The organism is Ruegeria sp. SCSIO 43209, from assembly GCF_019904295.1.
GTDB lineage: Bacteria > Pseudomonadota > Alphaproteobacteria > Rhodobacterales > Rhodobacteraceae > Ruegeria.
In genome coordinates this window covers 238,701-259,476 of sequence record NZ_CP065362.1, presented here as the reverse complement: position 1 = coordinate 259,476, position 20,776 = coordinate 238,701, and the positions used below count along the sequence as shown (strand labels likewise).

Below are 20,776 nucleotides of genomic sequence, written 5' to 3'. Positions count from 1 at the left end.
GCTCACAAGATATTTCGTCCTGATCAGGTCTGAGCCGAGTTTAAACCTTTCCGTCAGCCGCTTGGCCGAGCCACTTGAACACAAGCTTGGCGCGGTCGGATGAGGTGTTGTGTAGTTTCACGTAGAAATCCAGTTGCGATGAGATGGTTTGCGGCAACAGCCTGACCAGCTTTCCGGATGCGATCAGTTCCGAGGTCAGTCCTTCCCATCCCAGCACTGCGCCCATATCGTCCTGAGCGGCCTGAAGCGCAATCGTGTAATTGTTGACCCGATGCGCGGAATTCAGCGGGCCTTCATAGCCCAGTTTACGGGTCCAGGCACGCCAGTCGGTCCAGCCGGTATCCGGAGCGTCGAGATGAATTAGGGGGACCCTGGCAATATCTTCAACACGTTTGATGGGATTCTGTTGCGCAAACCTTGGGCTGCAAAGCGCCATGATCTTGTCGTGAAATAGTGTCTTGAAGATGCCCGCTTCGCGACTGGAATCGCCGTAATGGATACTTAGGTCGCATTTTGACGTGTCGATGCCGAGGTCAGTCACGACCTGCGTCACGGAAACATGTCCGTATTGCTTCCAGAATTGCGCAAGGCGCGGGGTGAGCCAAAGTGAACTGACAGCCGTGGTTGAGCGGATCGTTACACCTTTTCTGTCATATTGACGCCGCAACTGCCCAAGTGCTTCGCTGATGCCTTCCAGACCACGTTGAAGGGCAACAAGAAGATAAGCACCGCTTTCAGTAAGTTCCACGCCGCGATGATGGCGCAGAAACAGCGCGCATTGCAGCTCGTTTTCCAGCGCTTTGACCTGATGGCTGATTGCGGCCGGCGTGACGTTCAGCTCTTCTGCAGCGGTCTTGAAGCTTACATGCCGCGCAGCAGCCTCAAAGCTGATAAGCGAACTTACAGGTGGAAGATCGTAGGGCCTGTTGAGCAAGGTGATTTGACCTGTGATGTTTTTTACATCCAATATTATATAAGCACTATCCGAAGATCAGGCTTAGCTGATCTTATTCAAAGTGAATCTTTTTGCAATTGCCCGCCAGCGGTTCACGGTGAAAATTCGCCACAACCGTTTGAGACATGATCAAGGGATGTGCCAAAGGTCCTCAAAACTCTTGGCGTTCATATCGATCTTTCCTCATGCAATGCGACCCCCGGTTGGTCGTGCACAAGTTGAAGGAGTTGCAGTATGCAGTCACATGCAAAAGTCGTGGTTGTCGGTGGCGGATGCGTCGGGGCGTCAATTCTATATGGGCTGACCGAACATGGATGCTCTGATGCCGTTATGCTGGAACGCACCACACTGACCTCGGGTTCGACGTGGCATGCGGCTGGTTTGCTAGTAACCTTTGTGCGGTCGCACAACGTGTCGAAGATGACGATGGAAACCATCCGCATCTACACCGAGGTGGAAGAGAAGATGGGCAGTTCGGTCGGGCTGCGTAAGGTAGGACAACTGCGGGTCGCCAATACCGAAAAGCGCTGGGATGAGTTCCAGTCCTATATCTCGATTGCCGAAGCTGCAGGCGTGCCCTGCCAACTGCTGACGCCGGAGGAGATTGCCGAGATTCATCCCTTGCTGAATCAAAGTTCAGATATTCGGGGTGGTATTCTGCACACGGAAGACGGTTATGTGAATCCCGCCGACATTACCATGGCATTGGCCAAGCTCGCGCGGGATGCCGGCGCCAAGGTATACCAGAACACCGAAGCGCAGGCTTATGAGAAGCTGGACAATGGCCACTGGAAAGTGACCACCAATCAGGGTGAGATCACCTGCGAGCATCTGATCTTTGCCACCGGCAACTACGCCCGCGAAAATGCGCGCCGCGTGGGGCTGGACCTGCCATGTATCCCGATCGTTCACCAGTATTGGACGACCGAGACGGTGCCGCTGTTGAAAGAGCGCCGGGCGCAAGGCTTGCCCGAATTCCCAATCCTGCGGGATGAGGACTACGGCGCTTATCTGCGCGAAGATGTGGGCGGGATCCAGTTCGGGCCGTATGAATTCACCAAAGACCTCAAACTGTTTGCCGAGGATCGTGTCCCGCCCGAGTTCGGAGCCGATCTGTTGCCCGAGGATTTTGATGCCGTGGAAACCCAATGGGAACGCGCCATCGAACGGGTGCCAACCTTGGGTGAGGTTGGGATCAAGGCCAACACCCGTGGCCCGTTCCAGATGACCCCGGACGAGCTGCCTCTGGCCGGACCCGCACCGGGGCATGAGAACCTTTGGCTGGCCGAAGGCATGCCAGGTGGCATCCTCTGGGGCGGCACCGTTGGTAACCGTTTGGCCAAATGGATCGTCGATGGCGATCCGGGCATGGATATGTCGGAGCTCGACCCGCGTCGATTCTCGGACTACGCCTCAAAACGTTGGACCATGGATAAGGTGCGCGAGACATGGGGCACCCATATGGATGCGCATGTTCCGGGTGAGGACTTCCCGGATGCGCGCCCGATGAAGACCATGGGGTCATATGATCTTTTGACTGCTCAGGGCGCGGTTTGGACCAGCTTTAACGGCTACGAATTTCCTCGCTGGTTTGCCAAATCGCCCGAAGAGGCGATCCCCGAACACAGTTTCCGCCGCACCAACCATATGGAGCGTGTTCAGGAAGAGGTGCGCACCACCCGTGAAGAGGCTGGCTTCATCGAAATGTCGCCGATGACCAAGTTCACAGTGCGCGGGCCGGGTGCCGCCAAATGGCTGGATAGCCTGATGGCCAACAAGCTGCCCAAGGTGGGCCGCATGACCTTGTCGCTGATGTTGAACGATAAGGGCGGCATGGATGCGGAGTACACAATCGTGCGCTATGCCGACGACGATTTCTACCTGATATCGACGCCGAACTGGCGAGCCTACAATTGGGATCAGTTACAGCGCGTGCTGCCAGGTGATGGCTCGGTGGTGATCGAGGATATCTCAGAACAGCTGGGCGTGATCGCACTGGCCGGGCCCAAGGCACGGGACATCCTGCAACCATTGACCGATAATGATTTGTCGAACGAAGCATTCCCATGGCTGTCGGCACAGATGGGCGAGGTGGGCTATGCCAAAGGTGTGCACTTGTTGCGCGTCTCCTACACCGGTGAGTTGGGATGGGAACTGCACCACCCGGTCGGGTACAATCGCCACCTCGTTGATTTGCTGCTGAAATCGGGTGTGAAACCTTTCGGGCTTGAAGCGTTGGAGTCGATGCGGCTTGAGAAATCCTATCGCGCAATCAACCGCGAAATCTGCAAGGACCTGACCCCATATGAGGCCGATTTGGGCCGTTTCGTTGCAATGACCGAGAAGATCGGCGGGCAGGTGGCCGAACGTGATTTCATCGGCAAAGCCGCGTTGCAACAGCAGCAGGAGCAGGGTGGATACAACACACTGGTCACACTGAAGCTGCCGTTCTGCGACACCTCGGTGATGTTTGACGAAGGCGTCTATGCCGATGGCAAGCTGATCGGACGCGTCACTTCGGGCGGGTTCTCGTATTACTGCAACCACGACATTGCGATGGCGCTGGTTCCACACGAGATGACGGCACCCGGCACCAAAATGCAGGTGCTCATCCACAATGAAATGCGCGAGGCCGAAGTGATCGATACCTGCGCCGTTGATCCCACCAGCGCCCGCGCGCGCGCCTGATCCGGAGGATTTGAGATGGCAGAAGTCAAAGCACGCTCGGGCCGTGGCGGTGGACGTGCCGCGCGGGTCAAGGCTCGCACCAACCCGCCCCCAGTCTACTTGTCGACGCTGAACCGCAAAGTTGGCCCGATTGATCTGCTTGGTCCCGAAGGCGTTGAGAAAATCCACAACGCGGCCATGACTATACTTGAAACCACAGGGATTGAGTTCCGCGATCCGGTGGCATTAGCGGATTGGAAGAAGTACGGTGCGGATGTGCAGGGTGAGCGGGTGCGCATCGGACGCGAGATGCTGATGGACCTGATCTCGGCCGTTCCCTCGGAATGGGGCTATGCCGCGCGCAACCCGGAACGCTCGCTGCGGGTGGGCAATCGGCATTCGGTCTTTGCCAATGCGTATGGTGCGCCGTTTGTCTATGGTCTGGATGGTGTGCGCCGCCCTTCGATGCTGGAGGATGCGCATAACTTCTTCAAACTCAGTCAGATGAGTCAGTCGATGATGGTGCCGGGTATTTTGCCGGTTGAGCCGCAGGATGTCCCCGTGCCGCAACGCCACTTGGAGCTGGTTCATGCCGCGCTGACGCTGACCGACAAACCGATCAAGGGTTCAGTTCTATCCGAACAGGCAGCGTTGGACTCGGTAGAGATGACTCGCATCGTGTTTGGTGAGGAGTTTGTTGACAACAATGTGGTGATGGCAGCCCTGCTGAACTGCAACACACCGTTGGTCTGGGATGAGACCATGTTGCAGAGCCTACGCGTCTATGCCGCCGCCAACCAGCCCTGCCTGCTGTCGCCCTTTGTTCTTGCCGGGGCGAGCACACCTGCAAGCCCGCAGGGTGGTGTCGCGCTGCTGATTGCAGAATCTCTGGCCGGTATGGCCTACAGCCAGATCATCCGGCGCGGAGCCCCGATGGTGCTGGGGGTGGCAATCATGGGCGTTTCGATGAAGACAGGTGCACCGATGATGGGCTCTCCGGAACCCGGGCTGATGAACCTTCTGGTGGGGCAGATGGCACGGTTTTATGGTGTGCCATGGCGGACCTGTACCATGTGGACCGGATCGAAATCCCCGGATATGCAGGCTGCGTTCGACACCGCAAACACCATGTGGCCGGTGCTTCTGGGCGGTGCAAACTACATCGTACACTCAGCAGGCTTCCTTGAAGGCGCGCTTGGGGTCAGCTACTCAAAATGGGTGCAGGACGCGTTGCAGTTGGAGAACTTCCACCGTTTCTTCAGCGGCCTGCAAGAGGAAAATCTGGACACGTTGCTGGGCGACATTGACAAAATCGGACCGGGTGGGCACTTCCTTGGTACTGACCACACGCGCGAAAACCCAATGCATATGAACCACTTGCAAAACAATGACAGCTTTGAACAGTGGGAAGCAGAAGGTGCTAAAACCGCAGAAACCGTTGGCACGGAAGAGGCGCAGCGTATGCTGAACACCTACGTCCAACCACCAATGCCGGACGATCAGCGCGGGGCGTTGGATGAATTCGTCGCTAAGAAGCGGGTGGAATACAGCGCCTAAACAGATCTGCAAGCGGGCACTTATGTGCCCGTTTCCTCAACCAACGACAGGATTAGGCACATGGCCGATAACTCGACGATCGCTCTCTCACTCGACGAAGTAGAGGAATTGGCAAAATCTGTCCTTGTGGCTGCAGGCATGGATGAACATGGCAGCACGGTTCTGGCCGGGCTTGTGCGGATGAGCGAGCGCGACGGCCCGCGTAGCCATGGGTTAAGGATGTTGCCTGTTTATGCGCAGAGCTTTTCTTCGGGATATGCCAACCCCGAGGCCGACCCGAGTGTCGAACGGATCGCACCGGGGGTTCTGCGCGGAGATGGTGACAATGGCTATTACCAGATCGTGGCCGCCAAAGCGCGAGACGAACTTATTGAAATGGCGCGCGCGAATGGTATTGCCGCGTTTACTTGTGCCAATTGCCACCATCTGGGGGCACTACGTTTCGATACAGGTCTGCTGGCGGACGCTGGGCTGGTAGCGCTAGGTGTTGTGAACTCGCTCTCGATGGTGGTGCCGCAAGGCGGCACCCGCCCTGTTTTTGGCACCAATCCGATGTCCTTTGCTTGCCCGCGACCGGGTCGTGCGCCGGTTGTTTGGGATCAGGCCTCGTCAATGGTTGCGCTGATGGACATCCGGATGGCCGCGGCTGAAGGGCACGAATTGCCGCGCCCTGCGGGGCTTGACCCGAACGGTCAGCCAACCAGCGATCCCAACGCGATTTTGGAGACCCGCAGTCTGTTGCCGTTTGGCGAGCACAAAGGCGCGGCGATCGCCTTCCTGATCGAAGTTCTTGGCGCGGCACTGGCCGGTGGAACATTGTCCGTGGACAATGCCAACCGCGAAGCGCACGGTGCCTTGAATATCAAGGGCGGCTCAACGTTGATCGCGATTGATCCGGCGCGTTTCGGGAATGCCGCATTTGAAGGCTATGTCCAACGCATCTGCGCTGAAATTGAAGGTAACGGGGATGCCCGCGTTCCCGGAGATGGCCGCTTGAAGAACCGTGCTGCCGCCGAAGCGGATGGTGTTCGCGTCACGGCGGACTTGATGAAGCAACTTCGCGAACTTCTGTAGGGGTCCCAGTAATGGCACGGGTGGTTGTAATTGGCGGCGGCATCGTCGGAATATCCTGTGCGCTGACATTGCAGTCGCAGGGCCACGAGGTCACCGTCGTAGAACCGGGTCCGGTTGGTGAGGGCGCGAGTTGGGCTTCCTGCGGTTGTATCGCAGTCGGTGAGATCGTGCCGTTGTCGCAGCCGGGGATGCTGATGAAAGTGCCGGGCTGGTTGCTGGATGCCGAGGCCCCGTTGACATTGCGCCCGGCCTCAGCGGTGAAATTGCTGCCGTGGTTTGCACGGTTTACGGCCAATGCGCGTCGCTCGAAAATGCGCGCAATCGCCTCCGATCTGGCAAGACTTACGTTTGCTGCAACAGCGGATTTCAAGGCTCAGCTTTTAGATGTAGGCCATCCTGAGCTTTTGGTCGAACGGCCGGTAATCAAGTTGTTTGACGACGACAATGACCTTGCGACCATGCGCCCAGCTTTTGAGTTGGCGCGTGAGTTGGGCTGCACGATTGATCAAGTTACAGGTCAGGAAGCGCATGAAATCGATCCTGCAATAGCATCTGATTTCAAACATGCAGCTTTGCTTAGAGACTGGAGTTTTGTGACGGACCCTAAAGTATTGGTTGAAACGCTGACGCAGAGTTTTAGCAGCCGCGGCGGGGCAGTCGTGGCAGGAAGAGCAATCGGTTTTACGCAGGACGGACAACATGTGAAAAGCGTGAAGCTGAGCGATGGGCGATCGATCAGCGCAGATGATTTCGTCATCGCTGCGGGAACGCCGTCTAGGAATTTGGCCAAGACGCTGGGTGTTCAATTGAGGATGGAAGGGGTGATCGGATATTCGACTGCGTTGAAAGATAGCGGGGTCGAGCTCCGCCATACGGTGTTTTATGCCAAAGGCGGGTTTGGCATTACACCGTATCAGCAGGCGCTGGCAGTGGCCGGTACCGCAGAATTTGCCGACCTGAACGCGCAGCCGAATTGGAACCGAGCCGATGTGCTGGTCAGGCGTGCGTGCCGCGTATTACCGGGTTTGAAGACCGATAGTGCGGAACGCCGGATGGGTCGCCGCCCGTTTACACCGGACACACGTCCGATCATTGGCCGCAGCAGGCGACTGGCTAACGTCGCCTTTGCGACGGGTCACGGACAGCTTGGCCTGACACTAGGCGCGACGACGGCGCGGATAATCGCAGATGTAATTGCTGGCAGATCACCGGACATCGATATAGAAGCCTTCAGCCCAGATCGGTTCTCGTCCTGAGCCAAAGCCCGCCCAGCTCTTTTTGAGCCACATGGGACGTCATCAGCAACGCGATCATCCAGCCAGTCACCACGGCACCTGCGGTGCCGAACCAGACACCAATTTCGTTAAAGCCGAGCAGGCCGACGAAAATCCAGACAAAAAAGGCGACGCCAAATCCTTGACGATATAGGCTGATCCACACGGTCCAGATCGGTCGCTTCAAGGCTTGCAATAGCGAGTTGATGGAAAAAAGCATCATGTAGATCGGGAGGATCAGACTATCGACACGTAGATAGCTAAGTCCGACGCGGATCACTTCGGGATCGTCGGTGAAAAAGCCCATCATAAGGCGGCCAAAAATCCACAATATGGGGGCTGCGATGGCGGTCATGATGAACCCGACTTTCCAGCAATAAAACAGTGCCTCGCGAACCCTTTCATAGTCGCGGGCACCGAAATTCTGGGACGCGATGGGCAGCAGTGCCCCCGTGACCCCCAGCACCGGCAAAAGCAAAATCTGCTCAAGCCGAATGGCAATGCCAAAGCCAGCGATTGCGTGCTCTCCAAAGATTTTCAGGGCGAACTGCATGACGAAACCTGACAGCAGCATCACGAAGAAAGATGTCGCTGTGGGAAGTACCTGAACCGAGATCTCTTTGAACTTCTGTAGGCGCGGAATGAAGTTTCGGGGGCGCATGCGCCTCATCCTGCGGCGTCTGAGGACCTGACGGATCAGAAACACCATCACACCGGTCTGGCTGATCACCGTCGATACAGCGAGGCCATCAAATCCGATGCCCGGGATCACGCCCGGAATGCCGTAGATCAATAGGGGGTTCAGACCGATATTGGCAAAAAACGCCACCATGAGGGCGCGTTGCATCGATACCGCGTCACCATGTGCCTGAAGAATGCCATTGCAACCGAAGGCCAGAAGAAATCCGGGCAAGGCCAATAGGAGCCAGTGGAAATAACGTAAACCTGCATCGCGATAAGGTCCCGGTTCCGAAACCAGATTTATCAGCGCAGGGCCGTACCAGAGACCCGCCGCCGCCAGAACACAGGCTGCAATGAAACCATAGATCATTCCCTGTGCTGCAAAACGCCGCGCTGCGCGAGTGTCTCCAGCGCCTAACGCGTTGCCGACCAGCGCGCTCATCGCGGCACCCAACCCGACCCCGACCGAAATGGCAATGAAAAAGGCCTGAAACCCTAGTGCCAATCCAGCCTGCGCGCTGGTCGAGAGAAGGCCGGCGAAGAACATGTCGACAACGTTGTAGAGAGTGTTGAACAACATCCCGATTGCGCCCGGGATCGCCAGGGTTCTGAAATGGGTCGAGATTGGCCCGCGTGTCAGATCAATTTCAGTTGGGATGGCCATATCAACTGGCCACTACGGACGTTCGGCCTGAACGGTCAGGAAAACGAACTCTGGCGTTAGGACCTCTTCGAAGCCGTGATTCAGCTCTGCATCGACGCTGATGCTGTCTCCTGCTGAAAGAGTAAATCGGGCTTCGCCATACCGATAGATGGCCTGCCCTTCGAGAACCTGCACAAACACGACGCCATGGCCGACATAAGTGGGCGGCTGCCCCTCGTCCTGCAACAACGTGACACGACGGGCCTGAAAGCGCAGGTCCTTCCGGGAATGCAGCGCAAGGTTGACGTATTCGTGCGAATGGCCGCCCGCCAGTCGCGTAGACTTTAGTCCTTCGCCATGGCGAACCAGCGTATAGTCGGTGTGATCTGTCCGCGCTTCGCGAAACAGCGATACGATTGGTACTTCCAACGCCTCGGCAAGTGCAGCCAGCGTATCGATTGACGGAGAGACCAACCCGTTTTCGATACGGCTGACCATTGCAGCCGAGATACCAGACTGTTCTGCCAACCGACGGGCGGATTGCTTGCGGCTTTGGCGCAGCTCCCTGAGCGAGGCACCAATAGCGCGATCAATCTGTCTTCCCGGCGTGTCATCGTGCATGATTCAATCCGTCAATCCTCGGCGTAGTAGCCCACCACGTCCCCTTCCGTTGTGACACCCAGACCATTCAGCAATCGGTTGGCATAATTGAAATATCCGACGATCTGGTTGATCTCGAGAATCTCTCCGTCTTCCCAGCCGGCATCTTTCAATGCGCGAACTTCGGATTCCTCCATTGCACCCGGCGACAGGGTCAGCTTTTGCGCATAGATCAGCGCGGCCAACTGCGCACCTTCAAATGCGTCCTGCGGACGATGGGCCTTTAACGCGGCCTCGATTGCGTCGGCGCGTGCGTCGTCACCGATCAGATGTCGGGCGTTTGCCCAATGGTTGGCATAAGAATAGGGGCAGGTGTTCAACGTCGATACGTAAGAGCTGATGACTTCCTGAAACCACATGGGTATGGAATTGGCTTCATCATGCAGGCACGCGCGATACAGAATGACGTGACCTTTCATGGTGTTGGGACGCAGTGAATGCACGCGCATCACGTTGTCCACGGTCCCGTGTGGTGTGCGCGCCAGATCCAGAGTCGCTCTCAGGTGCTCGTCGGCATCTTCGTCAGATATCATCCGAATCCAGGCGGACATTCACGTTTCCTCTCGTGTTTTCTGTTTCTATTTTCGCGGCGTGTGCCGTTCGGCTGAGTTTTTTATTGACGAATATTGCACATTAAGCAACCATATTGAACAGCGCGCAACGAATTTGAGGATTCTGAAGCTTTGCCAGATCTCTCCACTCTGCCTGAATCGCCGCGAATGACTTCGTGCGCATGCGTGCATGACCTCATGTTGCGATCGCACTACCACAGCGTCATAGATCAGCGACGCCAGCTGATCCGCATCTTGACAGGTTCGGCATGACACAGCTCTCCCCCATGATCGAAGTGACCAATCTGGATAAGTTCTATGGGACTTTCCATGCGCTCAAGAACATCGATCTGACCGTTCATCAGGGCGAGAAGGTGGTAATCTGCGGCCCGTCCGGATCGGGAAAATCCACGCTGATCCGCTGTTTCAACGGGTTAGAGTGGCATAATTCCGGGCGTCTCGTGATCGATGGGATCGAAGTCTATGAGGGTGCCAAGGAAATCCGTGAACTGCGACAGGAAGTCGGCATGGTCTTCCAGCAGTTCAACCTGTTTCCGCACCTGACTGTGCTTGAAAACCTGATGATCGGACCGATGAAGGTGCGCAAGCTATCCAAGGCGCAGGCCGAGGAAACCGCGCGCAACTATCTTGATCGCGTTCACATCCCCGAGCAGGCCGACAAGTACCCGGCGCAATTGTCGGGGGGGCAGCAACAGCGCGTCGCGATCGCGCGGTCCTTATGCATGGAAACACGGATCATGCTGTTTGATGAACCGACATCCGCGCTTGATCCCGAAATGATCAATGAGGTGCTGGATGTGATGGTTGAACTGGCCGATACGGGCATGACCATGGTGGTTGTCACGCATGAGATGGGGTTTGCGCGCAAGGTCGCCGACACGATGGTCTTTATGGAGGCGGGGCAGATCGTTGAAATCTCGCCGCCCGATCAGTTCTTCACCAACCCGTCAAGCGAGCGCTGCCGTCTATTCCTGAACCAGATATTGGAACACTAACGTGACCGATCTGGGCATATCACAGGGACGCGGGCAAGCGCTGCCGAAGCCGCCACTATACAAGCGGTTCTTTGGCTCGGTGTTAGTGTCCGTCGTGATCTATGCGGTTATTGTCGGGTTGATCGCCTACGGGTCATATGTTGGCGCGCAGGGTATGGGCTATAATTGGCAGTGGTATCGCGTGCCCCAATTCCTGTACCGCAACACCGAGATTGGGTTCGAGTGGGGCGAAATCCCCATCGGACTGGTTGCCACGATCAAGCTGTCAGTTACCTCGTTTCTGCTGGCCACAGCTATCGGGTTGCTAGTGGCGTTACTGCGCTTGTCCGGCTTGGTAGTTGGCACTGCTGTCGCGGTTGCCTACCTTGAACTGATCCGCAATATCCCTCTGCTGGTTCTGCTTTACCTGTTCTATTATGTCCTGGGTCCTATCTTTGGATTTGATCGATATACCGCCAGCATCCTGACTTTGGCGGTGTTTCATTCAGCCTTGATTTCAGAAATCCTACGGGCGGGGATCAACGCCATCCCATCTGGTCAGTGGGAGGCGGCCAAGTCTATCGGTATGACCCCCTATCAGACCTACAGATATATAATTCTGCCGCAATCTGTTCGCTTTATGCTACCGCCCATGACGGGCGAGGTCGTCCACTTGATCAAATCCTCGGCTATTGTCAGCGTCATTGCCGTGGCCGAACTCACCACCTTCGGGCGCAACATTATATCCGACACGTATATGAGTTTTGAAATCTGGTTCACTATCGCGCTGGTCTATCTGGTGGTGACCCTGATCCTGTCGATTGGCGTTAGCTATCTGGAGAAGAAATATGCCGTCGACCAATAACCACAAGAACTTAACCGGACAACAAGGAGAACCAAGATGAAGCTATCTCGCAGAATGCTCGGGGCGGCCCTGGGCGCGGTCGTGGCAACAGGCATGGCGACCTCAGGCTGGGCGCAAAGTGCGACTCAGGAACTGTCCCGCGAAAGTGTGATTGAAACGATCAAACAGGATGGAGTGATCCGGATTGGTCTGTCGCTGTTCGTGCCGTGGTCGATGCGCGACAAGAATGGTGATCTGATCGGGTTCGAACTGGATGTCGGTCGCAAGCTGGCCGAGGATATGGGTGTAGAGGTCGAGTTTGTACCGACCGCCTGGGATGGCATCATCCCGGCGCTCGTATCCGGCAATTTCGACGTGATCATCTCGGGCATGTCGGTGACTGCGCAGCGAAACTTGACGATCAACTTCACCGATCCTTACGCGTATTCGGGCCTGGCTATTATGGCTAACAAACAGTTGACCGATGGTATGTCTTTGGAAGATTTCAATAAACCTGAGGTCACCTTTGCCGCTCGTCGCGGGGCGACACCAGCTACGGTGATCGCGGAAAACTTCCCCAACGCGACGCTGCTGTTGTTTGATGAAGACGGTGCATCAACGCAAGAAGTGCTAAACGGAAACGCGCATGCTTCGATGGCGGCTCAACCTACGCCGAACCGCGAGGCCGGTCGCCATCCGGAAACTCTGACCGTTCCGTTCGATAACCTGTATGATCCGCGTGGCGAAGCGTTCGGAGTACGCAAGGGCGATCCGGATGCCATGAACTTTTTCAACAATTGGATCGCTCAGAACTGGCGGTCGGGTTGGTTGGAAGAGCGTCACAACTATTGGTTCGCAACTGAAGAGTGGGCAGACCAGGTTGCCCAATAACCAATTAGCCGGGGGCGGATCAGCCGCCCTCGGGCCTGAAGCGGAGCGCCCAGGTGCCTGAATTTCTTAGAAAACTCAGATGGCCGGATTATCTGATCGTGGCGGTATTGATCGCCTTCTTCGGATATATCTGGCTGTCGATCGAAGGCACGCTGAACTATAAGTGGCGGTGGGAATTGATCCCCAGCTACATCGTCGGCTGGCATACTGGGCGAGAAGAGTATTTTGCCAATCTATTGCTGCAAGGCTTGGTGGCGACGGTTCGTATCAGCATTTATTCCGGCATTTTGGCGCTCATTCTGGGTACGATTCTGGGGATCGCGCGCTGTTCTGCGAACCTGACCATACGCATGCTGGCACGCACTTATCTTGAATTTCTGCGTAATGTGCCACCGGTTGTTGTTGTCTTTATTTTCTTTTTCTTCCTTTCGCAGCAACTGATCGACGCACTAAACCTTGAACGCTGGGCGCGTGGAATTGCGCGGCAGGAAGACAACCAGATCTGGACATTTTTCTTTGGTGAGATGCGGCGCTTTCCGTCGCTTGTCTCAGGTGTCATCGTTCTGGCGCTGTTTGAAAGCGCATTTGTCGGCGAAATTGTCCGAGCAGGTATCCAGTCGATCCCGAAAGGTCAGCGCGAAGCTGCACGCTCGATCGGTATGAGCCGCATACAGGAATTGCGCTATGTCGTTCTCCCGCAGGCGATGAAAAAGGTTGTGCCACCGTTAGCGAACCAGTTCATCTCATTGATCAAGGACAGCTCAATCCTGTCGCTGATCTCGGTTCAGGAACTGACCTACAAGACCGTCGAGTTGGTCGCTTCGTCCCGGATGATTTTTGAGGCATGGATCACAACGGCTGCATTCTATTTTGTCGTCTGCTTCGGCCTCAGCCGCATCTTTGCGCGGCTAGAGAAACGATCTGACAAGCGCTAGGTTCAGGTCACATTCGGACCTGAACCATTCCATCCTGAATCCGTGTCTCAAAGACCCGCATTGCTCGGGTCGCAGGCGCTGAAACGGGCTTGCCATCACGCACATCGAACGCGCCCTGGTGCAATGGGCATTCGATAACATGCCCATCAAAATAGCCGTCACACAGATCAGCCCCACCATGGTTGCACAATGCCAGCGAGGCATAGACACCGCTGGGTGTATCATAAACTGCAATCAATCTCGGCCCGATCTGAACCCGCGTGACCCAGTTTTCTTCCAGCTTCGATGCCTCGATCACATCGCGCCAAGATTTGTCTGCCACCATCTCTCAGGCCTCGGCTTTGCGTTGCATGATCTGCCGCAGAATGTCGCGATGCGCAGCCAGATATCCACCTTTCTCGACGAAGATATGATCCTTTAACTTCTCATGCAGACGGGGCAGAGCGTGAAAGGGAACTGAGGCGACATAGTGATGTTCGGCATGATAGTTCATATTCCAGCATAAAAATGACATCGGCTTTGACACCAGATTGGTGCGCGTGTTTTCTGACATCTGCGCCACGGTGGGACGTCCGACATGCTCGGTCATTCGTATGAATCGCATCACCGGCTCACCCAGAAACAGGGGTATGATCCAATACCAGATCAATCCCCACCATCCGGTGGAGGCCATAGCCAGAAAGATCAAAGCGTAAATGGCCAGCATGCGGCGCGCGTCCCAATAGACCGACTGATGCTCCTCTTTGGGAATGAAACTCAACTCGGCCTTGCTGAGCTTCCCAAAGGCATGTCGGAACAGCTCAGTAAACTTACCGCGCCAATAAGGCAGGGCTGACAGGTACAAAAAGTACTCGCCAAGGGATTTGGGCAGCGGGATCAGTTCGGGATCCTCTCCGTTCAGTTGCGTAAACGTGTGATGATCACAATGTTCGTATCGGAAGAACCGATGGGGCAGAATGATGATCAGCCCGCAAATCTGACCAACCAGATCATTCAACCACCGGGTGCGAAACACGGTATAGTGCACACACTCATGCTGAAGTGAGAAATGATGCACCAAGACGACCCCTTGCAGAAACATCGCGGGCCAAATCAGCCAACTGTTCCAGGCTAGGGTGATCAATGTTGTCGTGCAGGCCAGCACTAAAATCCACATTGCAAGATGACGTAACCCGTGCGCGTTCGAGCGTTGCATGAATCCTTTGAGTTCTTCGCGCGTCAGTTTTCCTTCGGCCAGAGCCTGAGTCAGCGGCGTAACAATAGCTTTTGACATGTGATTTCCATGATTTTGCCGGAGCGGGGGTCTTGCCCTCTGCGCATATTCCGGCACCGGAGACGGGAGTGCTCCGCACCATAGGGCCAACTCGAACAGACCCTATTATCTAAGAGTATTTCCACAGCTCGTGATTCGATCAAGCCGCTATTGATCAGCCAACTGCACGCAGACCGATATCCGGATCGGGATGGGCGAACAGGGCGGCCGCGCAAGGGTGCCGATCCAGGATTGATTGGCCGCAAGGCAACCGTTCGGCATGGAATGTACCGTGGTTCCAATAAGTTACGCCATCGATTTCGATGGAAGGATCAATAACGTTCCAGCTGATTTCACCGGGGGCGTACGCCCCGCAGGTGTGGAAATGCAGGATGCGTGGATTTCCGAAAGCGGAGCCGCCCCAGCGTTCATAGTTTTCGCGCATATCCCAGGGGTAGCCGCAGCCCGGATGGATACCTGCATGCCAAGAGTGCACGAAATTGCGATCAATTCCCAACTGATTGGCTACCCGATCATAATGCGCCTCGGCCCGTGCGGCGTTGGCGGGATCGCCGTCAAAACGCTGCAGCCGCCCATTCTCCATCATCGCAAAGACGGGGCGGTCGAATTCGATGGTGTAGTCATCGTAATACTTCGACCCCGTTCCCGTCAGAAAACTAATCGCCACACGGCCCGAGAAACTGTGGGCAGGAACCGGGGTAAAGACTGACATCGGAAAACGCAGGATCGAGGTGTCGCCCGAGGGTTGCAGGTTCATCACTGGCCGACCGCTTACATCAGTGCCCAAAGGGCAAGTGATCCGCACCTCGCTGGCCGCGTCCAAGACCGCGTTGATATCGGCCTTAAGCTCCATGAACGCATCGTGGTGGCCGTTGGAAAAACCAGATCCCAGCATTTCTTTGGTTAAAGCGAAGCTAACGATGACTTTCTTATCCTGCGGCATGTCCGAGAACCGCAACTGATCCCCAAGCCGGGCCAAAAATAGAATGATGTCTGCCGCTTCGAACCGGGCAAGCAGATCGGGCGATAATTGCGGATTGTCCGGATTGAAGCCCACATCAATCGTGTCGACCCCCAGCCCAAGTTGACGGGCCGCCTGACTGACAACATTCACGCTGTCGGCGTCGAAATATCCAAACTCTGCAGGTTCATAGGCAATCAGCAGCCTTTCACCCGCCGCCGCGCGGGCGCAATTGACCAGCAGATTGTAAGCGCCCCGCTCTGGCGTCATGTCGGACATCGACATCTCCTGATTACTTGACACTATCAACTTACGGCCTAGGGCCGCCGGCAATCCATTTGAAAGTGATAATGGCTGACATTAGGATGACTAATATGATCTTGAATCTGCCATACTCCGCGCTGCGAGCCTTTGAGGCAGTTGTACGCCATTCCGGCTTTTCGCCCGCCGCCGAGGAACTGGGGGTCAGCCAAAGTGCCGTCAGCCAGCACGTCAGATCGCTCGAAGAATGGCTTGGGCGGGATTTGCTGGTGCGCGGTGCGCGGCAATCGCGACCTACCCGCGAAGGTGAGCAATTGGCGCAGGCAATCTCGGATGGGTTGGGGCGCATTTCAGATGTGTGTGCGCAACTTCGCGATCGAACGCGTGCGGACCGGACCATCGTGATTTCATGTTTGCCGGGGTTTGCATTCAACTGGCTGTTTCCAAGACTTCTGCACTTTGATTTGGCCCACCCGGACCTGTCTATTTCGATCGCGACGGATACGGGATACTATCCGTTTTCCGGCGCAGATTCCGATATCGGCATTCGATATGGTCTTGGTGAATATCCCGGGTTTGAAGTGGATTTGCTTATGCGGGAAAGGCTGTTTCCCGTTTGCGCGCCCGCGCTGTTGCCTGAACTGAAGCGCATTGAAGATTTGTCACAGCACACACTGCTGGTAGATGAAAATCTGCACCATGGTACGTCCAGCCCAACATGGGAGTTCTGGGCGCGGCAAACCAATCTGACATTGCCGTCTGGAGTGCGCACGCGCCGATTGGGCCAATCAAACATGGTCATACAGGCAGCGATTGAGGGGCTGGGGGTGGCGCTTGGGCGCGAACCGCTGGTTATTGATGCGTTGTGCGATGGCCGTCTGGTGCGACCGTTTCAGCAACTGACCCAATCGCCACTTTCCTATTGGCTCGTCCGGCGCCCTGATAGCAAAGACAGCCAAAAAGTCAGCGAGTTCCTGAACTGGATCAAGGCCGAAGTTGCTTCGCAGCCCGATCTGCCCCCGTCGGTAATGCTGCCGAATTAGCTTGCCTTATATGTATCATTACAAATCCAGAATGGTGTATTGCACTGACGCTGCCATAATGGCGCTAAGCCAACTGATCAAATTGGAGAGCAAACCATGTACCTCAGAAATTGCTGGTATGTTGCCGCCTGGAGCAAGGATATCGGGCGTGAACTGAAGGCTGAGACATATCTGGGTGAGAACATTGTGCTCTATCGTCAGCAGGATGGGACGCCCGTTGCGCTTGAGAATGCCTGCCCGCATCGCAAGCTCCCGCTATCCGATGGCAATCTGAAAGGGGATCTGGTCGAATGCGGCTACCACGGGCTGACATTCGATTGTTCGGGCAAATGTACGGACAGCCCAACGCAGCGGGGGATGACGCCTCGGCGCGCGGTGGTGAAGTCTTATCCAGTTGTCGACCGCTATCGCCTGCTCTGGATCTGGATGGGCGATCCTGAACTGGCTGATCCGGACCTGATTTTCCCAATCGAAAACTTTGATGACACGAGCTGGGGCCTGACCGATGGCGGGGTGATGGATATCGATTGCCATTATCTTTGGGTTTGCGACAACCTGCTTGATCCCAGCCACGTGGCCTGGGTACATGTCTCGTCATTCGCCGGCGCGGGAACGGATGAAGAGCCTCTGGACGTCAAAAAGACAGATCGCGGCGTGATTGTCTCGCGCTGGATCGAAAACAAACCTCCATCGCCTTACTATGCCAAACTGGTCTCGTTCGACGGCGATTGCGACCGCTTGCAGCATTACGAAATGTGCATGCCCGCAATCGGGCTGAATAAGTCCATCTATACTCCGGTTGGCACGGGTGGATATGACAAAGATCCTGTCGATGAGACATTCATCAACATCTCTTACAACTTCATGACGCCAATCAACGAGGATCAGACCAGGTATTTCTGGTTCCAGCATCGCAACTCTGATCCGGACAATGCCGAGGTTTCGAAATTCATGAATGATGGTGCGCGGATGGCGTTTCTTGAAGACAAAGATGTGCTGGAAAAAGTGCACAAGGGCATGAAAAACGCTCAGACACCGCATATTGATCTGGGTTTGGATGCCGGGGCAAAAACATACCGACGCGTGCTCGACCGAGCGATCGAGGCCGAGGCCGCTGTGCCAGAGGGTGCAATTCGGCAAGCCTGAAACCTGAACATGGGCCAGTTCCCGGCCCCTTATCTTAGGTGTTGCTATAGATGACAGGGAAGCGCCCACCGGCAAAGGGAGCACCCGGTTTCAGGTCGTCATCATGCAGCCATTCAGTAACGCTATCGCGCGGTTCATAGGTGGCACCTTCAACGGCAAAACGTACCGCATATCCACGCCTGCGACGGGTCGAGGTTCGGTTGCCCATCGCCGAATGCACAGTCATTCCATCGAAGGCCAGGGCATCGCCAGGTTCCATCTGTTCATAGTGGAATATGTCATATTTAGTGCGATCCGCCTCGAAATCGGGCATGTCGATATAGTCCGGGTTATCCTCTTCCAGATAGTGAAGAAACTTGCCAAGCTGGTCAGTTTTGAAAGGCCGGTATTTTGCGCCCCAAGCGTGCGAGCCACGGACAAATTCCAGCGCTCCATTGTCTGGGTCGACAGGATCAAGTGCGATCCACATTGTCATGATGGGACCGGCCACAGGCCAATAGGGCTGATCTGTATGCCAGCCGGTCTGGGTGCGTGTGCCAGGTTCTTTCACGAAAATTTGGTCATAGATCAACGAAGTCCAGGGGCTGCCCGCCACCTCGGCCACGCGCTTTCCAATATCTGAGTTCAGACAATAGTCCTGAAAGATACCCGGTTTTTCACGCATATTTTTATAGGCAAAATACCGGTCACCCTTTTTGACCTCTTCGTCCACGGCATCACGCAACTTGTTTAACCAATCGTCTGTGAGGATGTTTCTCAATAAAACGACGCCGTCGCGCGCATACGCTTGCTGAACAGTATCTGTATCCGGTGTGTTTATCATAGTTCTTCCATCCATAGCATCCGCCTCATTTCCCGTCGGGTTTGAATTCAGGCGCAAAGCGCCACGGTCTGCATGGAGTCAGAGAGAGGGTGAACTGCGGCAGTTTATGATGAAGCAGGGCCAGCGGGATCGGGCCGACCATTTGCCAGCAAGATTCCGATGAAACTGTTCAATTTTGAAGGTCATGCGCCATGGTAGCCCACCACCTTTGATTGCCCAAGCAGTTTTTGCGTAATGGTAAATATATTTATTGACGATATATTTTTTCTGATAAATATTGTGCTTGCTATGCAAAAATATTCGGCATTTTCACTCGCCCGTAACGCGATTTCTGGTCATAAGAACTGGTCCCGAGCCTGGCGGAGCCCGCCGCTCAAAGACCGGTACGAGGTGGTGGTGATCGGGGCAGGGGGTCACGGGCTGGCCACGGCTTATTATCTGGCCAAAGAGTTTGGCATAACCGACGTCGCCGTGCTGGAACGGGGCTGGTTGGGTGGCGGAAACATAGCGCGCAATACGGTTACGATCCGGTCAAATTACATGCGTGACGAGTCGATCCCGTTCTACGTCAAATCCGTCGAGATGTACGAAGGGCTGACGCATGAGTTGAACTTCAACATGATGCATTCCAAGCGCACCATGGTGGATGTGGTGCAGACCTGGCCCAAACTGCGAGAGTTGCGGCGTCGGCAGTTGATTATGGACATATATGGCTCGACCTATGAGCAGATCACCACAGACGAATTGCGCAAACGCATACCTGCTCTGACAGGTGGTGGGCCAGTTGCGCGCCTGCCGATCATCTGCGGCATGGTCCACACGGATGCAGGTGTAAACCGGCATGATGCGGTGGCCTGGGGCTATGCCCGTGCGGCGGATGCGATGGGGGTCGAGATCCACCAGCAGACCGCCGTGCAAGCATTGATCCGTGGCGCTGATGGGCGCATCGAAGGTGTCGAGACCAATCGCGGCACCGTGCGGGCAAAAAAGGTTGTGGTGGCCGTATCGGGCCATACCACGACATTGACCGAGACAGCGGGGCTCAAGCTGCCATTGCGCACGATGAACCTGACGGCCTTTGTGTCCGAACCAGTGAAGCCCTTGGTGGATGTCATCGTAAATTGCCCGGACAGTGGGTTCTATTTCAGCCAGTCTGACAAGGGTGAGATGGTGATCGGCGGCGCTCCTGATATGGGGCAAAGCTTTCGTCGCGACATCAAGCAACATGTGTTCGAAGACACTGTGACCGCGATGCTATCGCTTTTCCCGAGCTTCAAGAAACTCAAACTAATGCGCCAATGGGGTGGGCATCTTGATATTGCCCATGATGCCTCGCCCATCATGGATCAGACTGACGTACCGGGGCTGTTCGTGACCGCTGGCTGGTGGGGCGGATACAAAGCCATTCCTGCGGGCGGACTGACGCTTGCGCATCTGGTCGCCAAAGGCGAGCCGCATCCGCTGATGGCCTCGTTCACTTTGGACCGCTTCCGCCATCTAGAGTTTGTGATGGAAGCCGGCACCACAACGGCGAGATAGGAA

General features: G+C 55.6%; 19 protein-coding genes. 11 read left to right on the top strand and 8 right to left on the bottom strand.

Going from position 1 to position 20,776, the window contains the following annotated elements; translation table 11 throughout:
* Window positions 1-40 precede the first annotated feature (40 nt).
* A complete protein-coding gene (locus tag I5192_RS20615; RefSeq protein WP_223118432.1) occupies window positions 41-934 on the bottom strand; it encodes a LysR substrate-binding domain-containing protein in 894 nt (297 codons plus the stop codon).
* Window positions 935-1,189: 255 nt separating this feature from the next.
* On the opposite strand from I5192_RS20615, the gene I5192_RS20610 reads away from it, so the two are divergent.
* Genes I5192_RS20610 through I5192_RS20595 form a run of 4 tightly spaced genes read left to right on the top strand, consistent with a single transcriptional unit; the run spans window position 1,190 to window position 7,509 of the window.
* Window positions 1,190-3,643: an FAD-dependent oxidoreductase gene (locus I5192_RS20610; protein WP_223118664.1), complete on the top strand. Its 2,454-nt coding sequence runs from the start codon at window positions 1,190-1,192 to the stop codon at window positions 3,641-3,643.
* Window positions 3,644-3,658: 15 nt separating this feature from the next.
* Window positions 3,659-5,179 (top strand): trimethylamine methyltransferase family protein, encoded by a 1,521-nt coding sequence (locus I5192_RS20605; protein ID WP_170393827.1) that lies wholly within the window; start codon window positions 3,659-3,661, stop codon window positions 5,177-5,179.
* A gap of 60 nt (window positions 5,180-5,239) precedes the next feature.
* On the top strand, window positions 5,240-6,253 hold the full coding sequence (locus tag I5192_RS20600; RefSeq protein ID WP_223118663.1) for an Ldh family oxidoreductase: 1,014 nt from the start codon (window positions 5,240-5,242) through the stop codon (window positions 6,251-6,253).
* A gap of 11 nt (window positions 6,254-6,264) precedes the next feature.
* A complete protein-coding gene (locus tag I5192_RS20595) occupies window positions 6,265-7,509 on the top strand; it encodes an FAD-binding oxidoreductase (protein ID WP_223118662.1) in 1,245 nt (414 codons plus the stop codon).
* Here the strand turns inward: I5192_RS20595 and I5192_RS20590 are convergent.
* Genes I5192_RS20590 through I5192_RS20580 form a run of 3 tightly spaced genes read right to left on the bottom strand, consistent with a single transcriptional unit; the run spans window position 7,484 to window position 10,062 of the window.
* Window positions 7,484-8,872, bottom strand: a complete 1,389-nt coding sequence (locus tag I5192_RS20590) for an MATE family efflux transporter (RefSeq protein ID WP_170562108.1) — start codon at window positions 8,870-8,872, stop codon at window positions 7,484-7,486. The genes I5192_RS20595 and I5192_RS20590 overlap by 26 nt on opposite strands.
* 12 nt (window positions 8,873-8,884) lie before the next feature.
* Window positions 8,885-9,472, bottom strand: coding sequence for a helix-turn-helix transcriptional regulator (locus I5192_RS20585; RefSeq protein ID WP_223118661.1), 588 nt, complete (start codon window positions 9,470-9,472; stop codon window positions 8,885-8,887).
* Between the two features lie 11 nt (window positions 9,473-9,483).
* Window positions 9,484-10,062, bottom strand: a complete 579-nt coding sequence (locus I5192_RS20580) for a carboxymuconolactone decarboxylase family protein (RefSeq protein ID WP_170393839.1) — start codon at window positions 10,060-10,062, stop codon at window positions 9,484-9,486.
* A gap of 269 nt (window positions 10,063-10,331) precedes the next feature.
* On the opposite strand from I5192_RS20580, the gene I5192_RS20575 reads away from it, so the two are divergent.
* From I5192_RS20575 to I5192_RS20560, 4 genes are read left to right on the top strand one after another with little or no spacing between them, the layout of a single operon-like run.
* The gene (locus tag I5192_RS20575) at window positions 10,332-11,078 is read left to right on the top strand and encodes an amino acid ABC transporter ATP-binding protein (RefSeq protein WP_304621969.1); all 747 of its coding nucleotides are present in this window, start codon (window positions 10,332-10,334) and stop codon (window positions 11,076-11,078) included.
* 1 nt (window position 11,079) lies between these two features.
* Window positions 11,080-11,922 (top strand): amino acid ABC transporter permease, encoded by an 843-nt coding sequence (locus I5192_RS20570; protein WP_170393841.1) that lies wholly within the window; start codon window positions 11,080-11,082, stop codon window positions 11,920-11,922.
* A 36-nt stretch (window positions 11,923-11,958) separates the two neighbouring features.
* Window positions 11,959-12,792 carry a transporter substrate-binding domain-containing protein gene (locus I5192_RS20565; RefSeq protein ID WP_170393843.1) on the top strand — a complete coding sequence of 278 codons (834 nt, stop codon included), beginning with the start codon at window positions 11,959-11,961 and terminating at the stop codon, window positions 12,790-12,792.
* Between the two features lie 53 nt (window positions 12,793-12,845).
* Window positions 12,846-13,727, top strand: coding sequence for an amino acid ABC transporter permease (locus I5192_RS20560; RefSeq protein WP_170646825.1), 882 nt, complete (start codon window positions 12,846-12,848; stop codon window positions 13,725-13,727).
* Window positions 13,728-13,734: 7 nt separating this feature from the next.
* Here I5192_RS20560 and I5192_RS20555 read toward each other — a convergent pair whose 3' ends face one another.
* From I5192_RS20555 to I5192_RS20545, 3 genes are all read right to left on the bottom strand, one after another.
* Window positions 13,735-14,052, bottom strand: coding sequence for a non-heme iron oxygenase ferredoxin subunit (locus I5192_RS20555; RefSeq protein ID WP_170407016.1), 318 nt, complete (start codon window positions 14,050-14,052; stop codon window positions 13,735-13,737).
* Window positions 14,053-14,055: 3 nt separating this feature from the next.
* Window positions 14,056-15,000 carry a fatty acid desaturase family protein gene (locus I5192_RS20550; protein ID WP_223118660.1) on the bottom strand — a complete coding sequence of 315 codons (945 nt, stop codon included), beginning with the start codon at window positions 14,998-15,000 and terminating at the stop codon, window positions 14,056-14,058.
* 154 nt (window positions 15,001-15,154) lie between these two features.
* On the bottom strand, window positions 15,155-16,240 hold the full coding sequence (locus I5192_RS20545; protein WP_255612254.1) for a hypothetical protein: 1,086 nt from the start codon (window positions 16,238-16,240) through the stop codon (window positions 15,155-15,157).
* A 95-nt stretch (window positions 16,241-16,335) separates the two neighbouring features.
* Between I5192_RS20545 and I5192_RS20540 the strand changes: the two genes are divergently transcribed.
* Both I5192_RS20540 and I5192_RS20535 read left to right on the top strand, forming a co-directional pair.
* Window positions 16,336-17,265, top strand: a complete 930-nt coding sequence (locus tag I5192_RS20540) for a LysR substrate-binding domain-containing protein (RefSeq protein WP_170407021.1) — start codon at window positions 16,336-16,338, stop codon at window positions 17,263-17,265.
* A 96-nt stretch (window positions 17,266-17,361) separates the two neighbouring features.
* Window positions 17,362-18,411, top strand: a complete 1,050-nt coding sequence (locus I5192_RS20535; protein ID WP_170422580.1) for an aromatic ring-hydroxylating dioxygenase subunit alpha — start codon at window positions 17,362-17,364, stop codon at window positions 18,409-18,411.
* A gap of 34 nt (window positions 18,412-18,445) precedes the next feature.
* On the opposite strand, the gene I5192_RS20530 is transcribed toward I5192_RS20535, so the two are convergent.
* Window positions 18,446-19,249, bottom strand: coding sequence for a phytanoyl-CoA dioxygenase family protein (locus I5192_RS20530; RefSeq protein ID WP_255612253.1), 804 nt, complete (start codon window positions 19,247-19,249; stop codon window positions 18,446-18,448).
* A gap of 273 nt (window positions 19,250-19,522) precedes the next feature.
* On the opposite strand from I5192_RS20530, the gene I5192_RS20525 reads away from it, so the two are divergent.
* The gene (locus tag I5192_RS20525; protein WP_223118659.1) at window positions 19,523-20,773 is read left to right on the top strand and encodes an FAD-dependent oxidoreductase; all 1,251 of its coding nucleotides are present in this window, start codon (window positions 19,523-19,525) and stop codon (window positions 20,771-20,773) included.
* Window positions 20,774-20,776 lie beyond the last annotated feature (3 nt).